This window comes from Streptomyces sp. AB3(2024), assembly GCF_041862025.1.
Lineage (GTDB): Bacteria > Actinomycetota > Actinomycetes > Streptomycetales > Streptomycetaceae > Streptomyces.
Genome location: NZ_JBGWAB010000131.1, coordinates 1 through 20,727 on the forward strand (window position 1 = coordinate 1; position 20,727 = coordinate 20,727).

19 protein-coding genes and 2 pseudogenes are annotated in these 20,727 nt (G+C 73.7%); 10 read left to right on the forward strand and 11 right to left on the reverse strand.

Annotated features, from left to right (window positions below; genetic code table 11):
- Window positions 1–233 precede the first annotated feature (233 nt).
- On the forward strand, window positions 234–1,067 hold the full coding sequence (locus ACEPPI_RS33535) for a MerR family transcriptional regulator (RefSeq protein ID WP_373919058.1): 834 nt from the start codon (window positions 234–236) through the stop codon (window positions 1,065–1,067).
- A 93-nt stretch (window positions 1,068–1,160) separates the two neighbouring features.
- Window positions 1,161–1,313: pseudogene (locus ACEPPI_RS33540) on the forward strand (MerR family transcriptional regulator); the annotation flags it as partial.
- Here ACEPPI_RS33540 and ACEPPI_RS33545 read toward each other — a convergent pair.
- A complete protein-coding gene (locus tag ACEPPI_RS33545) occupies window positions 1,297–1,608 on the reverse strand; it encodes a hypothetical protein (RefSeq protein ID WP_373919042.1) in 312 nt (103 codons plus the stop codon). The pseudogene ACEPPI_RS33540 and the gene ACEPPI_RS33545 sit on opposite strands and share 17 nt — an antisense overlap.
- 89 nt (window positions 1,609–1,697) lie before the next feature.
- Between ACEPPI_RS33545 and ACEPPI_RS33550 the strand changes: the two genes are divergently transcribed.
- Window positions 1,698–2,192, forward strand: a complete 495-nt coding sequence (locus ACEPPI_RS33550; RefSeq protein ID WP_373919043.1) for a hypothetical protein — start codon at window positions 1,698–1,700, stop codon at window positions 2,190–2,192.
- A 95-nt stretch (window positions 2,193–2,287) separates the two neighbouring features.
- Here the strand turns inward: ACEPPI_RS33550 and ACEPPI_RS33555 are convergent, their stop codons facing one another.
- Window positions 2,288–5,017 (reverse strand): DNRLRE domain-containing protein, encoded by a 2,730-nt coding sequence (locus ACEPPI_RS33555; protein WP_373919044.1) that lies wholly within the window; start codon window positions 5,015–5,017, stop codon window positions 2,288–2,290.
- A 364-nt stretch (window positions 5,018–5,381) separates the two neighbouring features.
- On the opposite strand from ACEPPI_RS33555, the gene ACEPPI_RS33560 reads away from it, so the two are divergent.
- Together ACEPPI_RS33560 and ACEPPI_RS33565 are read left to right on the forward strand one after the other, a co-directional pair.
- Window positions 5,382–6,077, forward strand: coding sequence for a hypothetical protein (locus ACEPPI_RS33560; protein ID WP_373919045.1), 696 nt, complete (start codon window positions 5,382–5,384; stop codon window positions 6,075–6,077).
- Window positions 6,078–6,106: 29 nt separating this feature from the next.
- On the forward strand, window positions 6,107–6,766 hold the full coding sequence (locus ACEPPI_RS33565) for an HAD family hydrolase (RefSeq protein WP_373919046.1): 660 nt from the start codon (window positions 6,107–6,109) through the stop codon (window positions 6,764–6,766).
- Between the two features lie 130 nt (window positions 6,767–6,896).
- On the opposite strand, the gene ACEPPI_RS33570 is transcribed toward ACEPPI_RS33565, so the two are convergent.
- Window positions 6,897–8,819: a glycoside hydrolase family 5 protein gene (locus tag ACEPPI_RS33570; RefSeq protein ID WP_373919047.1), complete on the reverse strand. Its 1,923-nt coding sequence runs from the start codon at window positions 8,817–8,819 to the stop codon at window positions 6,897–6,899.
- A 239-nt stretch (window positions 8,820–9,058) separates the two neighbouring features.
- On the opposite strand from ACEPPI_RS33570, the gene ACEPPI_RS33575 reads away from it, so the two are divergent.
- From ACEPPI_RS33575 to ACEPPI_RS33585, 3 genes are all read left to right on the forward strand, one after another.
- Window positions 9,059–9,361 carry a hypothetical protein gene (locus ACEPPI_RS33575; RefSeq protein WP_359938130.1) on the forward strand — a complete coding sequence of 101 codons (303 nt, stop codon included), beginning with the start codon at window positions 9,059–9,061 and terminating at the stop codon, window positions 9,359–9,361.
- A gap of 201 nt (window positions 9,362–9,562) precedes the next feature.
- Window positions 9,563–10,027 (forward strand): Crp/Fnr family transcriptional regulator, encoded by a 465-nt coding sequence (locus ACEPPI_RS33580; protein WP_373919048.1) that lies wholly within the window; start codon window positions 9,563–9,565, stop codon window positions 10,025–10,027.
- 224 nt (window positions 10,028–10,251) lie between these two features.
- The gene (locus ACEPPI_RS33585; protein WP_373919049.1) at window positions 10,252–10,695 is read left to right on the forward strand and encodes a subtilase-type protease inhibitor; all 444 of its coding nucleotides are present in this window, start codon (window positions 10,252–10,254) and stop codon (window positions 10,693–10,695) included.
- A gap of 90 nt (window positions 10,696–10,785) precedes the next feature.
- On the opposite strand, the gene ACEPPI_RS33590 is transcribed toward ACEPPI_RS33585, so the two are convergent.
- Window positions 10,786–11,631 carry a GNAT family N-acetyltransferase gene (locus ACEPPI_RS33590; RefSeq protein ID WP_373919050.1) on the reverse strand — a complete coding sequence of 282 codons (846 nt, stop codon included), beginning with the start codon at window positions 11,629–11,631 and terminating at the stop codon, window positions 10,786–10,788.
- Between the two features lie 146 nt (window positions 11,632–11,777).
- Here ACEPPI_RS33590 and ACEPPI_RS33595 point away from each other — a divergent pair, with 146 nt between their 5' ends.
- A complete protein-coding gene (locus tag ACEPPI_RS33595) occupies window positions 11,778–12,506 on the forward strand; it encodes an NAD-dependent deacetylase (RefSeq protein WP_373919051.1) in 729 nt (242 codons plus the stop codon).
- A gap of 36 nt (window positions 12,507–12,542) precedes the next feature.
- On the opposite strand, the gene ACEPPI_RS33600 is transcribed toward ACEPPI_RS33595, so the two are convergent.
- The 7 genes from ACEPPI_RS33600 to ACEPPI_RS33630 all read right to left on the reverse strand — a co-directional run bounded on the left by ACEPPI_RS33600 (window position 12,543) and on the right by ACEPPI_RS33630 (window position 19,962).
- Window positions 12,543–13,025 carry a VOC family protein gene (locus ACEPPI_RS33600; protein ID WP_373919052.1) on the reverse strand — a complete coding sequence of 161 codons (483 nt, stop codon included), beginning with the start codon at window positions 13,023–13,025 and terminating at the stop codon, window positions 12,543–12,545.
- Window positions 13,026–13,143: 118 nt separating this feature from the next.
- A complete protein-coding gene (locus tag ACEPPI_RS33605) occupies window positions 13,144–16,704 on the reverse strand; it encodes a CDP-glycerol glycerophosphotransferase family protein (RefSeq protein ID WP_373919053.1) in 3,561 nt (1,186 codons plus the stop codon).
- Between the two features lie 183 nt (window positions 16,705–16,887).
- Window positions 16,888–17,262, reverse strand: a complete 375-nt coding sequence (locus tag ACEPPI_RS33610) for a hypothetical protein (RefSeq protein WP_373919054.1) — start codon at window positions 17,260–17,262, stop codon at window positions 16,888–16,890.
- Window positions 17,263–17,340: 78 nt separating this feature from the next.
- Window positions 17,341–17,790 (reverse strand): roadblock/LC7 domain-containing protein, encoded by a 450-nt coding sequence (locus tag ACEPPI_RS33615; RefSeq protein ID WP_373919055.1) that lies wholly within the window; start codon window positions 17,788–17,790, stop codon window positions 17,341–17,343.
- Window positions 17,791–17,861: 71 nt separating this feature from the next.
- Complete coding sequence (locus ACEPPI_RS33620; RefSeq protein ID WP_373919056.1) at window positions 17,862–18,626, reverse strand: transcriptional regulator; 765 nt, start codon at window positions 18,624–18,626, stop codon at window positions 17,862–17,864.
- Window positions 18,623–19,036, reverse strand: a complete 414-nt coding sequence (locus ACEPPI_RS33625; RefSeq protein WP_266836806.1) for a hypothetical protein — start codon at window positions 19,034–19,036, stop codon at window positions 18,623–18,625. The genes ACEPPI_RS33620 and ACEPPI_RS33625 overlap by 4 nt, the downstream gene beginning before the upstream one ends.
- A gap of 353 nt (window positions 19,037–19,389) precedes the next feature.
- On the reverse strand, window positions 19,390–19,962 hold the full coding sequence (locus ACEPPI_RS33630) for a TetR/AcrR family transcriptional regulator (RefSeq protein ID WP_373919057.1): 573 nt from the start codon (window positions 19,960–19,962) through the stop codon (window positions 19,390–19,392).
- A 150-nt stretch (window positions 19,963–20,112) separates the two neighbouring features.
- Between ACEPPI_RS33630 and ACEPPI_RS33635 the strand changes: the two are divergent.
- Window positions 20,113–20,727 (forward strand): annotated as a pseudogene (locus ACEPPI_RS33635) (hypothetical protein); the annotation flags it as partial.

Sequence of the window (20,727 nt, forward strand, 5' to 3'; positions counted from 1 at the left end):
CCCGCGCCGCCGCACGTGCCCCGGCCGGCGGCGCCGCGGACGCCGCGCGGGGAGGAGCTGTGCGCCGCGGCGGAGGGCTCGCTCCCGCCGTCGGTCGTCGACCTGTGCGTACGCCAGTACGGACACTGACACGGACCCGCCTCCCGCGGACGGGCCCCCACCAGGGGGTTCGCCCGGGACCCCCGGGGAGACTTGACCCTCACACCGTGTCAGGCCGTCCACTGGAGCACGTCATGTTCAGCATCGGAGATTTCGCCAAGCACGGCCGGGTGTCGGTCCGTATGTTGCGTCACTACGACGCCCTCGGACTGCTGCGTCCCGCCCGTGTCGACCCCGTGACCGGCTACCGGTCCTACGAGGCCGGGCAGCTCGCCCGCCTCAACCGCGTCATCGCGCTCAAGGAGCTCGGCTTCAGCCTGGAACAGGTGGGGACGATCCTCGACGCGAAGGTGAGCGCGCAGGAGCTGCGCGGGATGCTGCGGCTGCGCCGCGCGGAGCTGGAGAGCGCCGCGGCCGAGGCCGCCGCCCGGCTCACGCAGGTCGAGACGAGGCTCCGGTCCATCGAGAACGAGGGAACCATGCCCACCGAAGAGATCGTCGTGAAGAGCCTGCCGCCGGTCCGCCTGGCGGAACTGACCGGGGTCGCCGCCAGCTACGCCCCGCAGGACATCGGGCCGGTCATCGGCCCGTTGTACGAGGACCTGTGCTCCCGGATCGAGCGCGCCGGGGTGGTCCCGACGGGTCCGGGCCTGGCCCACTACGAGCCCGCTCCCGGCGGCGAGCCGGGATCCGTCCTGGTGCACGCCGGGCTCCCGGTCGCCCCGGCCGTCCGTGCCGAGGACCTGGGCGGCGGGGTGCGGATCGTCGAACTGCCCGGGGTCGAGCGGGCGGCGACCGTGGTGCACCGCGGCCCGATGGACGGGGTGCTGCCGACGGCGCAGGCCCTGGCCCGGTGGATCGACGCGAACGGCCACCGCTCGTCCGGATACGCGCGCGAGCTGAACCTGGACTGCCCCGAGGACCGGGACCGGTGGGTCACCGAACTCCAGGAGCCGCTGCTGCCCTGACATCGGGGGCCGGGTCACGGCCCGTGCCTTCGCCGCCGCCGGGCACGACCGGATCACCCCGCTGCCCCTCGCTGCCGGACGCGGGACTCACGCCTGCCCTGCCTCGACGGGGACGTGGCAGCGGCGCCTCCCTCGGACGAGGGCCTGCGGGTGGCGCCGGACCGCCTCGCGGTCCTCGACCGGCGCATCGCGGCCCAGACCGGGGCCCGCGACCGGCCGGCGGCCGCGCTCAGGCGGCCGGACGGTGCCGGCCGCGGGCGTCGGCGCAGCGGCGGACCGTTTCCCGGCGGACGGTCCGCAGCCGTCGCACCGTGTCGTGGCCGCGGCGGCGCCATTCGGCGCGCGGCAGCCCGGCGCGCTGGCCGCCGCCACTGATCAGGGCGTTGACCGGGGCGTGCGGGTCGGCGGCCAACCCCTTGGCCACGAGCACGCCCACGACGAGCGGCACCAGGGCCAGGGCCAGCGCGGAGCCCGCCGCGCCCACCTGCCGCAGGCGGGGGTGGGTCGCGGGGGCGGGGTCGGGGGCGGTCGCCGATGTCATGCCGTCATTCCAGCAGCGGCGTCGCGGCGGGGAATCGGCGCGCATACTCAGGCCGTTGCGCACGATGTGCTCAGAAGGGGTGGTGCGGGGTGCCGGACGCGGAGCGGGAGCGGGGCTTCGAGCCCGCGGGCGGCGACGGCCCGGAGGCCGACGGCGGCCCGGCGCGGGCGGCCGAGCTGCGCACCGCGTACGAGGGGCTGCTGCGGATCCGGCGCCTGCTCGGGGGCCGGGAGGACGTGCCCGCGCCGTGGGAGCTGCGGCTGATGCCGCGCGCGGTGGCCCTGGTGCTGGAGGCGGCAGGGTTCCCGCCGTCGGCGGTGGACGGCCTGGGGCGGCGCTGCCGGTCGGGCTACCGGGTGGCGCCGGCCGGGACCGGCACGGGCCGGGTCGAGGTGAGCTGGCCGGGGCCGCCCGGGGGCGGGGCGGCGCAGGAGGAGCGGGAGCGGCTGACGGCCTGCGCGGCGGAGCTGGAACGGCACGGCTGGGAATGCCTGCTGTACCGGGGCCCGCGGGGCCGGCGCTTCCTGGAGGTGGAGCCCGCGCACCGGCCCGCACACCGGCCCACGGACGGGCCCGCGGGCTGACCGCGGACCCGACGGGTGCGCGCACGGGCGGGCCCACGCGGAGGGGCGCGGACCCCGACGGGTCCGCGCCCCCTGCCGTCGCGACCGTCCCGGTGCTACGGCGCGCCGAAGGTCAGCGTCAGCCGCGGCGTCCCCTCGTTCGCGGCGGCTTCCGAGGACCACAGCCACAGCGCGTCCGTCCCGGCGCTGGTGAGCGCCAGGGCGTAGGAGCCGCCGAGCGCGCCCGCGACGGCCGCCGTGTCCAGTCCGGCGGTGTGGACCGCCGACCCGTCGGGGACGCCGGGGAAGGCGCCGAGCGCCGTGGCGCCCAGGCCCGGACGGTTGTTGTACGTGGTCCCGGCCTCCGACCACGCTCCGGTCACCGGGACCACCGAGACGGTGTCCGTGGTCCCGGCGCCCGCCATGGTGCTCGTCTTCACGCTCAGCGTGGCCGACTTGAGCACCGTCCCGGCGGGCGCGGCGGGCAGCGCGAAGCGCAGGTAGCTCGCGTACAGGGAGGTCCCGCGCACCGCGAGGGAGCCGGAGGTGCCGTAATTGCCGTCCGGGGCGCCCGCGTTGGCGTACGTGTCCTCGGACGCGGCGAGCTGGACGACCGTGTCGGCCGGGGCGGAGGCGAGGGTGTAGTGGTGCTGCACCTGCGCCGCGCTCAGGACGACCGGGTAGACGGCGGTCTCGTCGATCAGACCCGCGAAGTGCTCGCTGGTGGGACGGTCCGGCCAGCCGCCGAGGCCGTCGAAGCCGACCCGCCAGTAGCCGGTGAAGTTCTCGTGCGTGGTGACGTTCAGCGTGCCCTTCTGCGCCCCGTCCACGTACAGGGTCATCCCGCCGGGGCCCTGGGTGGCGACGACGTGGTGCCACTTGTCGTCGTTGTAGGAGGCGGCGGTGGTGATGGTGCGGGTGGCGCCGGTGTAGACGCCGTAGACCAGCCGGCCGTCATCGGTCATGTAGACGTGCTTGTCGTACTGACTGCTGCCGTTGATCTGCTGGTTGCCGAAGCCGACCAGTTTCCCGCCCTGGGTGGTGCCCGTCCTGAACCAGGTCTCGACGCTGTAGGTGCTGCCGACGCTCTGCCGGCGGTCCCCGTAGACGTGGGCGTTCGTGCCGTTGAAGCCGATCGCCGTGCTCGCGCCGCCGACCGCCCCCGGGGACTGGCGCAGCGCCGGGGCGTTCTGGTGCACGCCCGCCTGGTTGCCGTCGGAGGAGTCCGCGACGTACGGCAGGGACGATTCGTCGTAGCGCCAGTAGAGCTGGGCGCCGTCCGCGCGGACCTGGCTCGGGTACGCGTCCGCCGACGTCGGGACCGTCACGCTCACGGTGCCCGAGGGGGCGCTGACGTTCCCCGCGGCGTCCGTCGCCGTGACCCGGTAGGTGTAGGACTGGCCGGCCTGGGCGGTGGTGTCGGTCCAGGAGGCCTGCGGGCGCTTGAAGAACAGCGAGTCCGCGGTGACCGTGCCGATCGGGGTGGCCGCGCCGTTGCGGTAGATCCGGTACGTCAGGGCGCTGTCGTCCAGGTCGAGGCTGGTGCGCCAGCGCACCTGGACCTCGCCGGGCCGGAAGGCCGCCGCGCTCGCCACGGGGGTGGTGGGCGCGCCCGTGTCGTCGGTGGAGGAGAAGTGCGTCAGGCTCTGCTGCGCCGCGCCGTTGACGGTGGTGAACTCGCCGCCGACCCACAGGTAGGGCGTGCCCGCCTTGGCGCCGACGGTCATCACCCGCGGGCCGATGCCCTCGCCGATGCCGTCGTTGGTGTCGGGGGCCCAGCCCAGCTTGCCGACGCCGGTGGTCGGCTGGGCGAGGAGGTGGTGGCGCTGGCCGTCGGGGTACTCGCCGACGCTGGAGCAGTCGTGCGCGTGCGAGGCGCTGTAGAGCACGTTCCGGTACGGCAGGACGGCCTGGGTGGCACCCAGGCAGGTGTCGCGCCAGCGCTGGTTGAAGTCGGACAGGTTCAGGGCGATGCGGCCGTCGAAGACGCCGCCGCCGGTGCCTTCGTTGGCGGTGTAGAAGCCGGTGGCGTCGGTGGCGATGTCCTTGACCACGGAGTTGGTCTCGATGAAGCCCGGGTAGGTCTTGGCGAGGGCCCCGCTGGCGGCGTCGACGACGGCCAGGGCGTGGGTGTTCGTACCGTTGACGGTGAAGAAGTCCCCACCGAGAAGAACGTTTCTTCCGTCCGGGGTGACCTCCACGGCGCGGCCCGGGTCGTCGGCGTCGGCCCTGAAGGGGCGCAGCGCTCCGTCGGCCGCGCCGACCGCCGCGAAGCGCTGGCGGGGCTGACCGGCGACGGTGAGGAAGTCGCCGCCCGCGTAGACGGTGTCGTCGGTGACGGCGATGGCGCGGACGGTGGCCGCGAAGGCGGGGCGGAAGGACTGGTTCACGGTGCAGGTCGCCACGTCGATGGCGGCGATGCTGGAGACCGGGGTGCCGTTGACCGCACCGAAGTAGCCGCCGGCGTAGAGCGTCTTCTTGTCCGGGGAGAGCGTGAGCGCGCGGACGGTGGCGGTGCCGCTGCCGATGGTGAACGACAGGTCGCAGGAAGTGGGGGCGCCTGTCGCGGCGTCGAAGGCCGCGAAGTTCACCGCCGACCGCTCGGCGCCCCCGCCGCCCGCGGGCGGGCGCACGGTGGAGAAGGTGCCGCCGACGAAGACCGTGCCGCCGGCCTCGGCCAGGGCCCAGACGACCCCGTTGGGCTGCCAGGTGGGCAGCGGATCGGCGGTGAAGGCGACGGGCGGGGTGATGGCCGCCGCCCGCGGTACGAGGCCGAGGCCCACGGCCGCGCCGGAGCCGGCCAGGGACAGGGCGAGAGCGGCTGCCAGCCCTCTGGATCTACGCATGGACCCCCCAGATCGGTGTGCGTGGGTACTGCGCTGCGCGTGCGCCGCGCGGGAGGCGCGGGACACCGACGTACGGCCGGTCCCGGCGGACGGGCGACGGCCGTGCGTACGGGCGCACCCTAGGACGAATCGGCGTACCGGTCATCCGACTTGACCCATCGGATGCCGAACCGAGCGGAGGGGCCCAGCTGCTCGGGGTGCTGCGGCCCGGCCCCCGGGATAGGGTGAAACAGGACGTCCAGGCCCCGGGACCGCCCGGAAGGGGACCGTATCCCGCGAGGCCCGGCACACGGTCGCGCCGACGGTGCGAGCCGCCGAGGCGTCCGCTCATCGACCTGATGTTCCCACTCCGAGGAGGGAACGCATGATTCGGCACGCTCGTTACGCACTCCTCACCCCGCTCCTGGTGTCCGCCGTCGCCATCCCGTGCACGACGGCCCAGGCCGCGGTGGCGTCGTCCGCGCCCGCTGCGGCCCCCCAGGCGACCTGCGCACTGGTGGCGGCGCCCAATACCAATCCCCAGGAGTTCGACCTCGTACTGACCGGCTTCAGGCCCAACCAGAACGTCAACCTCTCCGGCCCGGCGAAGTTCACCCTCATCACCGACGGGCAGGGTTCGAAGACGAACGAGGACGTCCCGAAGGGCACCTACACCGCGACCGCGAAGACCCAGGGGCGCAACCAGGGCAAGCTGGTGGTCCCCTGCAGCAAGCCGGCCAGGACGACCACGACGGCGGTTCACGTCACGGACGTGAACGTGTCGGCTCCGGCGACCAGTCCCGAGGTGGACTGCTCGGTGGCGCAGAGCATCACCTTCACGGGCCAGATCACGGGTACGGGCACCGGTGACGTCGAGCTCTCCTGGACGGGCAGCAACGGCAAGACGAGTTCCCCGACGGCGAAGTTCACCGCCCCGGACACCGCGGCGGCCCCCTTCACCGTGAAGTCCACCCCCCGCGCCGCTCCGTCGACGAACCAGCCTTCGGTCTTCGCCCAGCTCACCGCCGGCAAGGCGTCGGACTCGGCGACCTTCAAGCTCAAGTGCAGGGCCGGTACCTGACCGCACCGTGCGTGGCCTAGCCTTCCAGCATGATCGTTGCGAACGGACCCGTCCAGCTGGTGATCTTCGACTGCGACGGGGTGCTCGTCGACAGCGAGCGCATCGCCGCCCGCGTACAGGTGGCTCTCGGTGAGCGGCTCGGCTGGCCGCTCACCGAGGACGAGGTGGTGCGCCGCTTCATAGGCCGCTCCAGTGCCTCCGTACGGGAACAGGTGGCCGCCCGGCTCGGGGACGCGACGGCCCGCGAGTGGGACGACTCCTTCGCCCGCATGCACGCCGAGGCCGTGGACGCGGGCCTCACCCCGGTCGACGGCCTGCCCGAGGCGCTCGACCGGATCACCCTGCGGACCTGCGTCGCCTCCAGCGGATCCCACGAGAAGATGCGGCACACCCTGGGCCGCACCGGCCTCTACGACCGTTTCGCGGGCCGCATCCACAGCGCCACCGAGGTGCCGCGCGGCAAGCCGGCACCGGACCTCTTCCTCCACGCCGCCGCCCGCATGGGGGTCGAGCCGTCGGCCTGCGTGGTCGTGGAGGACAGCCGGCCGGGCGTCGAGGCGGCCCGCGCGGCCGGCATGCGCTCCCTGGGCTACGCGGGCGGCCTGACCTCCGCCGAAGCCTTGGCGGGACCCGGCACGACGGTCTTCACCGACATGCGCGAACTGCCCGACCTGCTCGGGCAGGTGTGAACCGGCGCGAGCGCGAGCGGGCGTCCGGCCCGCTCGTCGGGGCGGCCTCGCTCGGCGGGCACGCGGAGACGGCCCGGCTGCTCCGCGCGGCGGGGCCGTCCGGGGGCCGAGGCCCCCGGACGGGGTGCGGTCAGGCGGCCGGGAGGGCCCGGCACAGGAGGGCCGCCGGGGAGGGGCGGGAGCCGACGCGCGTGGTGAAGGCGATGCCCGCCGCGTACTCGGTCGGCAGGCACTGCCCCTTGTAGTGCCCGGAGGCGAAGTCGCCGCCCGCGGCGCCCGCCGGCCGGTTGTCCCCGCGGTCGAACCACACCGTGCGCCCGCCGGCCGTCGCCGGCGCGGTGCGGGCCGGGGCGCACAGGGCCGCCGAGACCCGCTCGCCCCGCTCGCTGTACCCGATGAGGAACTGGCCCGCCGGGCACTGGAACTTGGTGTAGCCGCCGGCCCAGTCGCCGCCCGCCGGGACGTACGTCTCGTCACGGACCACCGTCTGGCCGCCGGACGGGGCGCGCAGGTCCGAGGTGGAGCACAGGCCGTACCCGCCCGTGTGGCTCAGGCCCGCCAGGAGGGCGCCGTCGGGGCAGACCGCCTTGCGGGCGCCGACGTCCCAGTCCCCGGCCGCGCGGGTGCGCAGCGAGGCGACGTGGTCGCGGTGGGAGGTGTCCAGCTGGTACCAGGCGGGGGCGGCGGGGACCGGCCCGGTGCGGCCGGGGGCGGTGGCGAGGGCCGTCCAGGGGGCGGTGCGCCAGTCGGCGGCGTCGAGGACCCCGGTGCGGCGGCCGGTGGCGTCGTAGCGGAGCATCGCCCAGCTGTCGCCGCCCGGAGCCCCCTGTGCGGTGGTGCTCCAGCCGACGAGGGGCCAGTAGGCGAAGTCGGCGTCGGAGGCGGCGAGCTCGCCGGTGAAGTTCTGGAACCAGGCGCGCGGGGCGGCTGCGGTCTCGTCCGCGCCGATGCCGAACTCGCTGATCCAGACGGGGGCGGTGAAGTGGGTGCCCGTCTCGGCGGAGACGAAGAAGGCCTGTTCGTAGAGGGTCTGCCGGAGTTGGGCGGGGGTCATGTCCTGGTAGCGGGGGTCGTGGGTCTCGCCGAGGCCGGTCGCGCCGCTGTGGTGGGGGCCGGTGTACCCGTAGAAGTGGGCCGAGTACACCAGCTTGTTGGAGACCACGAGGGTGTGGGAGAGGGTGCGGACGGGGCTGAGGGTGGGCCGGCCGTGCGCGAAGCCGTCGAGGGGGATGCCGGTCCAGTTGATGCCCTCGATGACGATGAGCAGGTTCGGGTTGGCCTCGGTGAGGATCCGGTCGGCGGCCTCCTGGGAGGCTGCCTGCCAGTCGTGGGCGTCGCCCAGGCCCCAGTTGGGGTCGTCCCAGGTGTCTCGGCGGACCTCGTTGTAGAGGTCGGCGCCGACCACGCGCGGATTGTCGCGGTAGCGGCGGGCCAGGAAGACCCAGTCGTCGGCCCATTGGGCGGTGGAACGGCCGCTGTTCCAGCGCTCGTTGCCGTCGAGGCCGCAGCACCAGCGGGTGGTGCCGGTGTGGTTGTTCAGGATGACGGCGAACCCGGCGTCGGTGAGGGCGCTCACGACGGCGTCGTAGACCTGGAGCGGGGTGCGGCCGCGCAGGGCCGGGTTGGCGGCGACGGCGGAGTCCGGGACGGGAGCGGTCGTGTGCAGCATCTCGTTGGAGAAGGGCAGCCGGACGCTGTTGAGTCCGAGCGCGCGGAAGTCGGCGAGCAGGGCGGGCAGTGCGACCCGGTCCAGGCCGAGCGGTATTCCGTGGGAGTCCTGGCCCGCGTGGTGGGTGGCCGGGTCGTTCCGGTCGCCGGAGCCGTTCCAGGAGCCCTGGGCGCCGTCCCAGTTGCCCGAGCGCAGGCGGAAGCGCTCGCCCCGGGCGTCCACTATGTAGCGGCCCCGGGTCGAGAGCGGGGGCGTCCAGGCGGCGTCGGCGGCCGCGAGGGGCGCGGCCGACGGCTCGGGCGGGGGCGCGGGCGCGGCGACGGCCGGAAGGGCCCCGCCCGCCAGGAGCAGCACGCTCAGCACCACCCGTAGAAGGCTCTTCATGTCGGCTCCAGCCGGCTCCGGCCGCCCCGGGTCCGGGCGGCTGCGGCGCACAAGTTACCGGCCGGTCGCGCCACAGGGAAGGCTTCGGCGGCCCCGCTCCGGAGCCCGGAAGCCGTCAACCCGGGCGGGTCCGCTCCACCCCTCCCCACGGGCCCGGCCCGGCAAAACCGCCCCGCGCGGGCCCGCCTCCCCCTACGGTGCACCCAGGGGACGGGCGCGCGTACCGGAGGGTGGGGCTGATGGACGACGAAGAAGACATGCGGCTGGCGAGGATGACACCGGAGATTTCCCGCCGCACCCTCGCGATGCTGCGCGGGCTCGCCGGGCTGGAGCCCCCGGAGCAGGTACCGGAGGAGGCCATGGTCGTCGCGGACGCGATCCTCGCCGAGCACGGCACCGACGGGCTGCGCGTGCTGGTGATGACGCTGGCCGCCTGGGCGACCGCGCAGATCGAGAACGTCGCGGAGCTGAGCCGGCGCAGCCACGAGGCGGTGCTCGACGCGATGGAGCTGGCCTGCCTGGAGGCCAACACCGAGGAGTAGCCGCCGGACGCCACCGGAAGGGTTTCCTCCGGCGGGTCGTGGGCGACGCTCCGGAACAGGGGGCCGCCACCCCGGGTGGGCGGCGGGCGACCGACCGTACCGGCCGCCGCGGCACCGGGCCGCGGAATGCCGTGATCCGGGCCGGGGTCGGCGACACTGGGGAGACCAGCAGGTTGCGGGGGGTCGTGATCGGAGGCTGTCGTGAGCACACCTTCCCCCATCCGCATCGCCGCCGTCCTGTCCGCCGAGCACCGCGGGCGGCTGATGTCCCACGCGCGCGAGGTCAATTTCCCCGAGGGCGCGCGGCTCTTCGACGAGGGCGCCCCGGCGCGGTCCTTCTGGATCGTCCGCTCGGGCACGGTGACCCTGGAGATCCCCCTGCCCGGCCGGCACCGGTCGGCGTCCGTCGAGAGCCTGGGACCCGGGGAGCTCGTGGGCTGGTCCTGGCTGTTCCCCCCGTACGTGTGTCAGCTGAGCGCCGAGGCGATGACCCCGGTACGCGCCTACGAGTTCGACGGCGAGACGGTACGGCTGCTCATGGACGCCGACCCGGCCTTCGGCTCGGCCGTCGGGCACTGGGTCGGACGGGTCCTCGCGGTGCGGCTCCACCAGACCCGGACCCGGCTGCTGGACCTGTACGCCCCCCGCACGGGGGCCACCCGCTGACCGGCCCACGCTCCGCGAGCGCCCTGCCAACCCCTTTCCGGGGGGTGTGTTCAGCCGATTCGGCGGTCCGCTCCCCCACAGGTCACGACGGGTGGCGTCGCTGCGGACTGCACACATGCGCTCACGATCGGTGACGAGAAACAGCGGTACGAACGGGCGTTCACGCTCCGGATCGGCAAGACTCCCGTCCGTTATCCGAAACACCGAGCCGAGGAGTGTTCGAAATGCGGTCCATCACCAGGAGCCTGGGACTGGCTTCCGGAGCAATGGCGCTCACCGCCCTCACCGCGCTGGCCGGCACCGGAGCCGCCGACGCGGCTCCGTCCGGAGCGCAGAGCATGTACGCGCCGTCCGCGCTCGTGGTCAGCGTGACGGCCGGACCGGACGCCGCCCGCGGCACGGTGCTGCGCGCGGTGACGCTGGTGTGCGCGCCCCGGCCGGGCGGCACCCACCCCGCCCCCGCCGCCGCCTGCTCCGAGTTGAAGGCGAACGGCCCCGCCCTGGACGTCCTCACCGCGCCCCGGCCCAACGTCAGGTGCACCAGGGAGTGGGACCCGGTGACCGTCACCGCCGACGGCGTGTGGCAGGGGCGCCGGCTGAGCTACACCTATACGTTCGCCAACCCGTGCGGCCTGCACGCCAGCACCGGAGTGCTGTTCGGCATCTGAGCCCCGGGTCCCGGCCGGGCCCCCTCCCCCCGGCGCGCCGGGCGGCGCCGTGCGACCGCCGTCCGGCCCCGCGCCGCGGCGGCCCGGTCCTCAGCCCAGTTCGAGACTGGTGACCCCGTACAGTCCGGCCGTCTCCACATCGGGCGCCGGGCCGGTGTACATGCGGGCCGTCTCGAACGACGGGAGCAGCCCGAGCCCGGCCAGCAGGGTGGCCGCGGCGGGGTTCACGTCGGGCGCGTCCACCGCGACCTCCCCTCCGGGGGCGTACCCGGCGAGCCCCCGCACCAGGGCGGCGGCCACCTCCGGGGTGGCCGCGTAGAGCGGACCGATCCGGGAGGCCGCCCCGCACGGCCGGACCACGCCGAGGCCCTCGATCCGCCCGTCGCGGACGGCCGCGAGGGCGGTCCGGCCGGGCAGGGCGGTCCAGGCGGAGAGGAACGCGTCGCGGGGCGCCGGGAAGAACCGGCGGTCGTAGGCGGCGAGCAGGTCGAACGGCAGCGAGGCCGCGTCGACGGTCCGCACGGCACCGTCCTCCCCGCCGGCCTCCGGGACACCCTCGAAGCGGATGTTCGTCCAGGCGGAACGGAACCCGGACTTGCGGTAGTTGGCCTGCTGCTCGACCACGCCGTCGAGGCCGGTGAGCCGACCGGCCAGCCGCTCCGTCGCCGCGTTCCACACCCGCAGGCCGTACCCCCGGCCGCGCAGCTCGGGGCGGACGATGTAGAAGCCGATGAACCCGTACGAGGTGCCGTAGCGCACGGCGGAGACGCAGGCCACCGGATCCCCGTCGAGGCGCCCGATGAGGAAGCCCGCCGGATCGGCCACCGCGAAGGCGAAACGGTCGCTGTCGCCCGGGTTCCAGCCTTCCGCCCCGGCCCAGCCGCGCAGCAGTTCCATGTCGGTGGCGCTCGCGCCGCCGATCTCGAATCCCGTCATGTCCGGTGTTGTACCAGACCGCGAGGGGCGCCGCAGCAGGGCCTGACCGGCCGTCAGGATCCCGGCCGACGCCCGTCGGCGGGGCCGGGCCCGTACGCCGGCAAATGGGGTCGCGGGCCGCAATGGTGCCCGCGTAGGGTCGGCGCATGGGGAAGCCGCTCGTCGCAGTGTTCAGTGGGGCAGGGATGTCCACCGATTCCGGGATCCCGGACTACCGGGGGCCGCAGGGTCTGTGGAGGCGTGAGCCCGACGCCGAGAAGCTCGTGACCTACGAGTACTACATGGCCGATCCGGAGATCCGTCGGCGCTCCTGGCTGATGCGCGCCGAGGTCTGGGCCGCCGCGCCCCGTCCCAACGCGGCGCACCTGGCCGTCGCCGAACTGGAACGCGGGGGCACCCCGGTGCGGGTGGTCACCCAGAACGTGGACGGGCTGCACCAGCTCGCCGGGATGCCGGCGCGCAAGGTGTTCGAGCTGCACGGGTCGGCCCGGTCGGTGGTCTGCACCGGCTGCCGTGCCCGGACGGGGCTGGAGGAGGCGCTGGCCCGGGTCTCCGCCGGGGAGCCGGATCCGGCCTGTCGCGCGTGCGGCGGGATCCTGAAGACGGCGACCGTGATGTTCGGGGAACGGCTCGATCCGGAGGTTCTGGCGCAGGCCGTGGCCGTGGCCAAGGGCTGCCAGGTCTTCATCGCCGTCGGTACGACCCTCCAGGTCCAGCCCGCCGCCTCGCTGGCCGGGATGGCGGCGGAGGCGGGGGCCCGTCTGATCATCGTCAACGCGGAGGAGACCCCGTACGACGCCCTGGCCGACGAGATCGTCCGGGAACCGATCGGCACCGCCCTCCCGTCCCTGCTGGCCCGCATCGCGGCAGGCTGAGACGACCCGACCACCCCCCGCGGGCCGCCCGGAGGTTCAGCCCCCGTCGGCGGCCCGGCGCATGGCTCCGGCGTCGAGTTTCTTCATCTTCATCATCACGGCGGTGGCGCGGGCCGCGCGGACCGGGTCCGGGTCGGCCACCAGGTCGATGACGCCGGGCGGGATGACCTGCCAGGACACGCCGAAGCGGTCCTTGACCCAGCCGCAGGCGCCCTCCTCGCCGCCGTCCTTCGTCAGGGCGTCCCAGTAGTAGTCGGCCTCCGCCTCGTCCCGGCAGTGGATCTGGAAGGAGATGGCCTCGGTGAAGGGGAACTGGGGGCCGCCGTTGAGGCCGATGAACTTCTGGCCGTTGATCTCGAACTCGACGACCATCACGTCACCGGGCCGGCCGGGCCCGGCCTCGTTGTAGCGGGCGGTCCGGCCGCGCCGGCCGTCCTTGAAGACCGACAGGTAGTGGTCGGCGGCGGCCTCCGCGTCGCCGTCGAACCACAGGCACGTGGTGAAACCGGTACTGGCCATGACTGCCTCCCTGCGCGGGGGTGGGGTGCGGCGGCTGCCGTACCCCACCTACAGACAGGTCCCGCGCCCCGAACTCGTCGGTGGGCGCGGGACCGGTCCGTACTTTCACCCGTGCGGGCTACATCCCGAGCATCCGGTCCACGACGCGCGCGGTGGCGCCGCCGTCGTCCAGGTCGCAGAACTCGGCGCGGAACGCCGCCCGCGCCCCCGCGTACTCGGCGCCCACCGCGTCGGCGTCGCGCACGGCCGCGATCAGGCTCGGCGAGTCCGCCAGGAGCGGACCGGGGGCCTTGGCCTCCAGATCGAAGGTGAAGCCGCGCAGCGTGTCGCGGTAGTGCTCCAGGTCGTACGTGAACAGCAGGATCGGGCGGTCGGTCAGCGCGAAGTCGAAGAGCGCGGAGGAGTAGTCCGAGATCAGCACGTCGGCGACGAGGAGCAGGTCGGTGGTGTCGGGCCAGCGGGAGACGTCGACGACGAAGCCGTCGCGCACGCCCTCGCGGACCTGTTCGCCCACCTTGTGGTGGCCGCGCACCAGCAGGACGTGGTCCTCGCCGAGCTCGCGGCGGGCCGCGTCCAGATCGATCCTCAGGTCGAGCTTGTACCCGCCGGTCCAGCCGAGGCGGTTCTCGCGCCAGGTGGGCAGGTAGAGGACGACCTTCTTGCCGTCCGGCAGGCCGAGCCGGCGCCTGACCTCGGCGATCCGTGCCGCGTCGGGGCGCACCAGGGCGTCGGTGCGCGGGCTGCCGGCCTCGATGACCTCGCCCTGGTAGCCGAGGGCCCGCTTGAGGATGGGCGTGGCGTACGAGCTGGGGGAGGCCAGCAGCGACCACTGGGCGCTGTCGTGCTGCAGCCCCTCCAGCACCTCGGGGCTGGTGTAGTAGTCGTGCATGAAGTCGTAACCGATCTGCTTCAGCGGCGTCCCGTGCCAGGTCTGTACGACGGTCTGGCCGGGGCGGCGGGAGAAGGTCGGCGGAACGCTGTCGTTGACGACGTAGTAGCGGGCCCGGGCCAGCACGTCCCAGGCCTCCATGCTGCCGTACTGGACGGCGCGCGCGGTCGGCGGGACCTCGGCGCGGCCGTCGCGCACCAGCCAGACGTGTTCCAGCTTCTCGCCGCGGCGCAGCAGCTCCTCGTGGACGGCGCGGGGCGAGTCACCGGCGCCGTTCCCCTTGAAGGTGTCGTAGACGACCATGTCCTTGACCGGCAGGGCGCGCTGCGCGGGGTAGGTCACGTCGCGGGCGACGCGCTGGGCGTAGTGCGAGCGGTCGTGCGGGCTCAGGACCGGGTCGCAGACCAGCGCCATCCGGTCGTGCAGGCGGGCTTCGACGCGCATGCGGCGGCCGAGGACGGTGATCGCGTGCGGTCCGGAGGTCAGGACGGGCGCCATGAGCTGGACGGGCGCTCCGCGGTCGACGCCGAGCAGGCCGGCGGTGGATCCGCCGCGGGCCGCCGGGCGCAGCGTGGGCCACCAGCGGCCCTGCGGGAGGCTGGTGCGGCCGGCGTAGGGCTCGGGAAGCACGGGCTCGAAGGAGGCCTCGAAGCGGTCGCCGTCCCGGGTGACGGGGTAGCTGAACTCCATGCCGTACTGGTTGTGCAGGACGAGTTCGTACGGTTCACCGGCGGTGGTGGCGGGCGCGCGGAAGGTGCCCCCGAGGGTGAGGACGCCCTCATGGGCGGTGACCGTGTCGACCAGCGGCGGGGAGGCCTGGACGGAGAGGATCAGGTGGCCGCTCATACCGCGCTTGGCGAAGACGGTGCGCTCGGCGCCGTCGCCGGGGATCGGGACGACCAGGCCGGTGAAGCCGCCGCGCTCGTCGTGGGCCAGGGGGTGGCGGGTGCCGTCGGCGCGGACCACGGAGAGGTTCCACGGCCGGGGGCGCCATCCGCCGGCCTGTCCCCCGCCGTCGGGTACGTCGCCCAGGACGGCGAGGGGCACGGTGACGGTGAAGGGAATCCGGCCGCCGGGGCGGGCCGCGGAGGTGTTGAGCGGGAAGGTGAGGGTGGTGCCGGCCTGCGTGGCCTGCAGCGTGGCGTCGGTGCCAGCCTCGGCGGCGAGCTCGCCGGTCAGTTCCAAGGCGTCGTCGCCGGTGGCGCGGACGTCCAGGACCCGGGCGCGGACGATCTCGACCTGGACGGTGAGGACGCCGGAGACGGTCGGCAGGATCCGGACGTCGGGGGTGGCCCAGTACGCCGGCGGGGTGAGTCCGCTGTCGTGTTCGCCGCCCTTGAGCCGGGCGCGGTGCAGGCCTCCGGCGCCGGTGACGGCGATGGAGGTGGACCATATGCCCTCGCGCCACTTGCCGCCCGACTGGAAGACGGTGGGGTCGACGACGGCGCTGAAGCCCGCCCAGTCCGCGTGCCGCAGGGCGAGGTGCGGGCTGTTGACGGTGGCCATCGGGGAGGCGACGGTGCGGGTGTTGACGACGGTGCGCCGGCGCTTGCCGTTCTCCCGGAAGATCAGCATCTTGCGGGAGCCGAGGCGGCTCTCCGCGCCCATGTGGCCGGGCAGGGCGTAGCCGCGCAGCAGCAGCTTGCCGTCGCTCCAGGCGACCTGCTCCACCCGGCTCACGACGCGGCGCTCGCGCGGGCCGAGAGTGAGGAGCTTGGCCGGGACGGGCGCCTTGAGGAAGGGGTAGTCGGCCTGCGGGCGGGCCAGTCCCTTGACCGGAACGCTGTAGGTGAAGTCCTTCTGGTGCTGGACGAGGGCGATGAACTCCTCGACGCGGCCTTCGCGGGCCAGGTAGGCCTTGAGCCGGTCGGCGACGGTGAGGTCGCTCCAGGGTTCGGTGCCGATCTCCCGGATGAGGCCGCCGACCTCCTTGACGAAGGCGGCGCGGAACTCGGGGCCGGCCTCGCCGACGTACTTGTAGATGAGGGGGAGTTCCTCGCTCAGCACGTTGCGGTCGTAGTCGCGCAGGTAGCGGGCGTACTTCTCGCCCTGCTTGCCGAGGAGGGCCTCGCGGACCAGGCGGACGGAGGTCACGCGGTCGGTGAGGGAGACCGGGTCGGTGGCGCGCTGGGTGATGGAGCGCTCACCGGTCTCGCGGACCCGCCAGTGGTAGACGACGTCGCCGATCACGTCGACGCTCTGGGCGAAGTAGTGGGCGGGGATGCTGACGGGGGCGTCCTCGTAGAGGATGCCCTCCGGGTAGGCGAAGCCGTGTTCTTCCCAGAAGCTGCGCCGGTAGACCTTGTTCCACGCGGTGCGGTCGGTGACCAGCGCCGGGAACTTGGAGATGTGGGTCTTCAGCCGGGTGTTCGCGAATGCGATCCGGTGGCCCCAGGACTGCTGCATGCCGACGGATCTGAAGCGGCGGACGTTGCCGCCTGCGAAGTCGGATCCGGTCTTGTCGAGGGCCGCGATCAGCTTCTCGTAGGCGTGCGGCGGCATGGTGTCGTCGCTGTCCACGAAGGCCACGTACTCGGTGCCCGCGGCAAGGTGGCGGAAGCCCACGTTCCGGGCGGCGCCGAGACCCGCGTTCTTCTGGAGGACCACCCGGAACCGCTGGTCACGCTCCGCGAAGTTCTTCGCGATGACGGCGCTCGCGTCCGTGGACCCGTCGTCGACGATCACGACCTCGAAGTCGCCGAACGTCTGAGCTGCGATGGACTCCAGGCACTCGTCGAGGTAGAGCTCGACGTTGTAGACAGGTACGACGATGCTCAGGCGCGGGGGCATGGGTGGCGGGTTCTCCAGCGTTTTTTGCTTTGTCGATGAGTTAATGATCAGCTGATTACAGCATCTTACTCTGTAACAGGATGATAAAGTCCGCCCATCCCGGACATATCAGTGGGGCCGCCGGGGCGGACGGCAAAGAATTCGACCGCCCGCCACCGCGCCGTCACGGCCCCCTCGGGTGCCTCAGATCTCCAGCTCGGCCTCGATCTTCCTCAGCTGGTGCCGCGCCATCGCGAGATTGGCCCGTCCCCGGTCGAGGGCGAGGTACAGGAAGAAGCCGCTGGAGCCCCTCGCCTTCATCAGCCGGATCAGATGGTACTGACTGCCGAGAGTGATCAGGATGTCCTCGATCTCGTCCTGTAGGCCGAGCATCTCCATCGTGCGGACCTTCGCGCGGACCACGTCGGTGTTGCCGGCTGCGGCGACCGAAAGGTCCAGCTCCTTGCTGCCTCCGATGGTGCCGAGGGCCATGCCGCTGCCGTAGTCCACGAGGGCCGCGCCGAGCGCCCCGTCGATGGTGGTGGTGGCTTCCTTGAGGGCGGTTTCCACGTTGGCCATGGGGGTTCCTCTTTCTGCTGTCGCTTGTTCGTTGTGCGTGAGGGTCTACGTGCTGTCGTTTGCCAAGAGAGAAGAAGGTCAGGAGAGCGGGCCCGCCGGGCCGAGGGCCGGCGGCGTCGCGGGGCCCCGCCGGCCGAGGCTGCGGTCGATCAGCTCGGTGATCCGCAGGCTGGAGCGGCGCGCCTCCAGGTGGAGCCGCCCCACGTTGACGCGCGGCTCCGCGATCAGCGTGAGGACGGCTGTCTCGCCGGCGGCGTAGGTGGCGACGTAGCCGTTCTCCCCGCGTACGAGGAGCTCGCGGAAACCGCCCTGACCGGTGCAGTCGCTGAGCCGCTGGGCGACGCCGAGGGCGGCGGCGGTCAGCGCGGCGACGGACTCGGCCTCGGTGGCGGCACTGTCCTGGGCGAGCACCAGTCCGTCGGCGCTCGCGGCCAGGGCTCCGGTGAGCTGGGGGACACGGGCCCTCAGCCTCCGGAGCTCGGCGAGTATCTCGGCTTCGGCCTCGGCGGGCACCATCGCCGTGTTCATGTCGGCCTTCCTCCCTTCGAGCGGCCTCCGCTCGGAACGGTCGGCTCGCAGAACCGGTCGCAGCGGGAGCCTCACAGACTTGCCTCCAGTGCGTCGCGTAACCGGCGGAGCAGAGCCACGTCCGGGGATTGGGACTCGGTGATCCAGTCGGGCAGGGGGGCGGCCGGCAGCGGGACCGGCCGGGTACGGGGAGTCTCCACGAGCCCGGCGGCCGCGAGTCTTCGCACGTCGAGCAAGGTGTGGAAGGCGGGCCGGCCGAGCACCCAGGCCAGGTCCGCGGGGGTGCGCACGCCGTCGGCCTGCCCCAGGAGGATCCGCTGCCGCGCGGTGACCGTCTGCCCGGGTGCGGCCTGGCGGGGCACCACCGGGGATATGTCGAGCAGCGGGTACGGCCACACCGCGTCCAGCAGCTCGCGGCGGCGGCGGGTCTCGCGCTCGACGGCCTCGGCCGGGACCGAGCGGACGGAGCCGATCCAGTGGGTGGCGCCGCGGCGGAAGCGGGACGGGCCGCTGCCGGGTGAGAGCGCGAAGAAGGCGGCGTCGAAGATCGCCGCGAGGTGGCAGATCTCCAGCTCGCCGTCCGCGAGGCCTCCGCTGTCCACGAGGAAGCGGGCGACCTGACGGCGGCCTCCGGCCTCGTCCACCGCCTCCTTCCAGCGCTCGGGGGCGAGGCCTCCGCCGGTGGTGAGGAGGATGTCGAGGCCGGGGGTGGAGGGACTCTCGGCGTGGACGACGCGGCCGTCCTCCAGGAAGAGGGTCCCGCGGTCGCGGAGCAGGGCGCCGGTGGCGCGTTCGGCGGCGAGCCGGGTGAGCAGCGGGGAGACGGCGGTGGTCACCTGAGCACCAGCCCTTCGGCCAGCGCGCGGAGTCTGAGGCGGGCGAGGGCGAGGTTGCCGTCGGTCCGGTCGAGCCAGAGGTGGAGGAAGACACTGCTGTCGAAGCTCGTCTCGACGAAGCGGAGCACGTGGTAGCCGGTGCGCGTGGTGACGATGAGGTCCTCCACGGGCGGTCCCGCCGCCGCGGGTCCGCCGACCGCGCCCGGCTCGCCCGGCGCGGGGGCGAACGACTCGTACTCGGCCGCCGCCCGGGCCAGCTCCGCGGTCTCGGCGGCGGTGGTCTCGTGGTCTCCGACGGGCGACTCCCCTGCGGTGCCGAGGGCCAGTCCGCTGCTCCAGTCGACCAGCGCGGCCCCGCGCGCACCCGGCAGGGCCATGGCTTCGAGCAGGCATTCGTCGATCCCGGGCACGCGGGCTCCCCTCCCGGCCGCACGTGCTGAATGCACGGTCCTACGGCGCGACAAGAAGGGAACTTACTCAACTTCCACTCTGCGAAAAGGCGTTCTGGCATTTTCCGCTGGAACATGCGCGGTAGCACGTGACAGCTTGGCCGGATCGTGTTCGTTTCTGATCAAGAGTGTGATCAGGGGGCCGTTCCGGGATCGGATCACGACGTCGGCGGCGGATCCCCGGCCGGCCGGAAGGACCCTTCCTCCCCCCTCAACGTACCCCTCGCGGCACGGCGGGCGCAGGAAGTGATACACGGTCGGCAGCGGAATCCCGGTCGTCCGGACGGGCCCGGCGGGGAGGGGGCTCTGGCCGATCAGGCGGCGGGGGGCGGCGGCCCCTGCGGGAGCAGACGCTCCACCATGATCCCGAGGAGGGCCTCGACCGGGTGGGCGGCCGCCAGCGTGGGCAGGGTGAGGTCGTCCAGATGCAGGCCGAGCATCGCGAAGTAGAGGAGCAGCACGCCGTCCCGGTCCCCCGGCAGGCCCGCGTCCAGGTGCCCGGCGATGTTGGCCTCCAGTTCGGCGCCGAGGAACCGCGCCAGTTCCTCCTGGAGTTCGGGCCTGCGGGTGGCCTCCAGCCGCAGCTCCAGCACGGCGATGTGGATGCTGCGCTCGCGGCGCATCCGTTCCAGCAGCCGGCGCAGCAGTACCTCCGTGTCCGGCGGGCCCGCGAGTTCGGTGGCGTCGGGGGCGAGCCGTTCACGGGTGCGGTGGAGGATCTGCACCAGCAGCTGGCCCCGGTTGGCGAAGTAGTTGGAGGTGGTCCCCGTCGGTACCGCGGCCTCGGCGTCCACGGCGCGCAGGGTCAGCCCCCTGGAGCCCTCGCGTGCCAGGACTTCGATGGCGGCGTCGAGCAGGGCGGCTCGGCGTTGCGGGTTCTGTCGCATGCGCGGATCCCTGGGGTGTGGAGGGCGGGTGGACGGGGTGTGGACGGGCCTTTCCCAAAGCACTGCATACGCAGTGCTCAGCACACGCTAGCGGACCTTCGCCCTCCGGGCCCTCCCCACCGCGGCCCCGCCCGTGCAACCCTGCCCGTCATGGAGCGGATCATCGAGGAGATACGCGAGGACCTGGACCGTCGGATCGGGATCGCCGCGGACCGGCTCGCCGACCGGACCCTGGCCGAGGATCCCGCCTACGCCGCCCGGCTCGGGCGGGCCGAGCTGCGCGAGCGGATCCACCTCACCCTGACCCAGGCCGTCGACGGCCTGGTCCGCGGTGCCCGGGGGCTGCCGGCCGAGCTGGCCGACGCCCGCGCCACCGGCGCCCTGCGCGCCGAACAGGGGGTGCCGCTCGCCTCCTTGCGGCGGACCTACCGGCGCGGCGGGCGGCTGCTGTGGCAGAGCCTGACCGAGGCGGTTGCCGCGCACGACCGGGCGGAGCTTCCGGGGCTGCTGCCGGGGGCGGTGGTGCTGTGGGACGTACTGGACCAGATGACGGACGCCGCGTCGGAGGCGTACCTGCGGACCGAGGCCGAACGCGGCGAGCGCGAACGGGAGCTGCGGGCGGCCCTGCTGGACACGCTGCTCGACGGCGGTGGCACCGCCGGCGGTGTGGCCGCGGCGGCCGGGCGGCTGGGACTGGCGGACCGGGGCCGCTTCGCCGTGGTCGTCCTCGGCGCCGGCGCCCCGGGAGCCGGCGGGGGCGCCGCC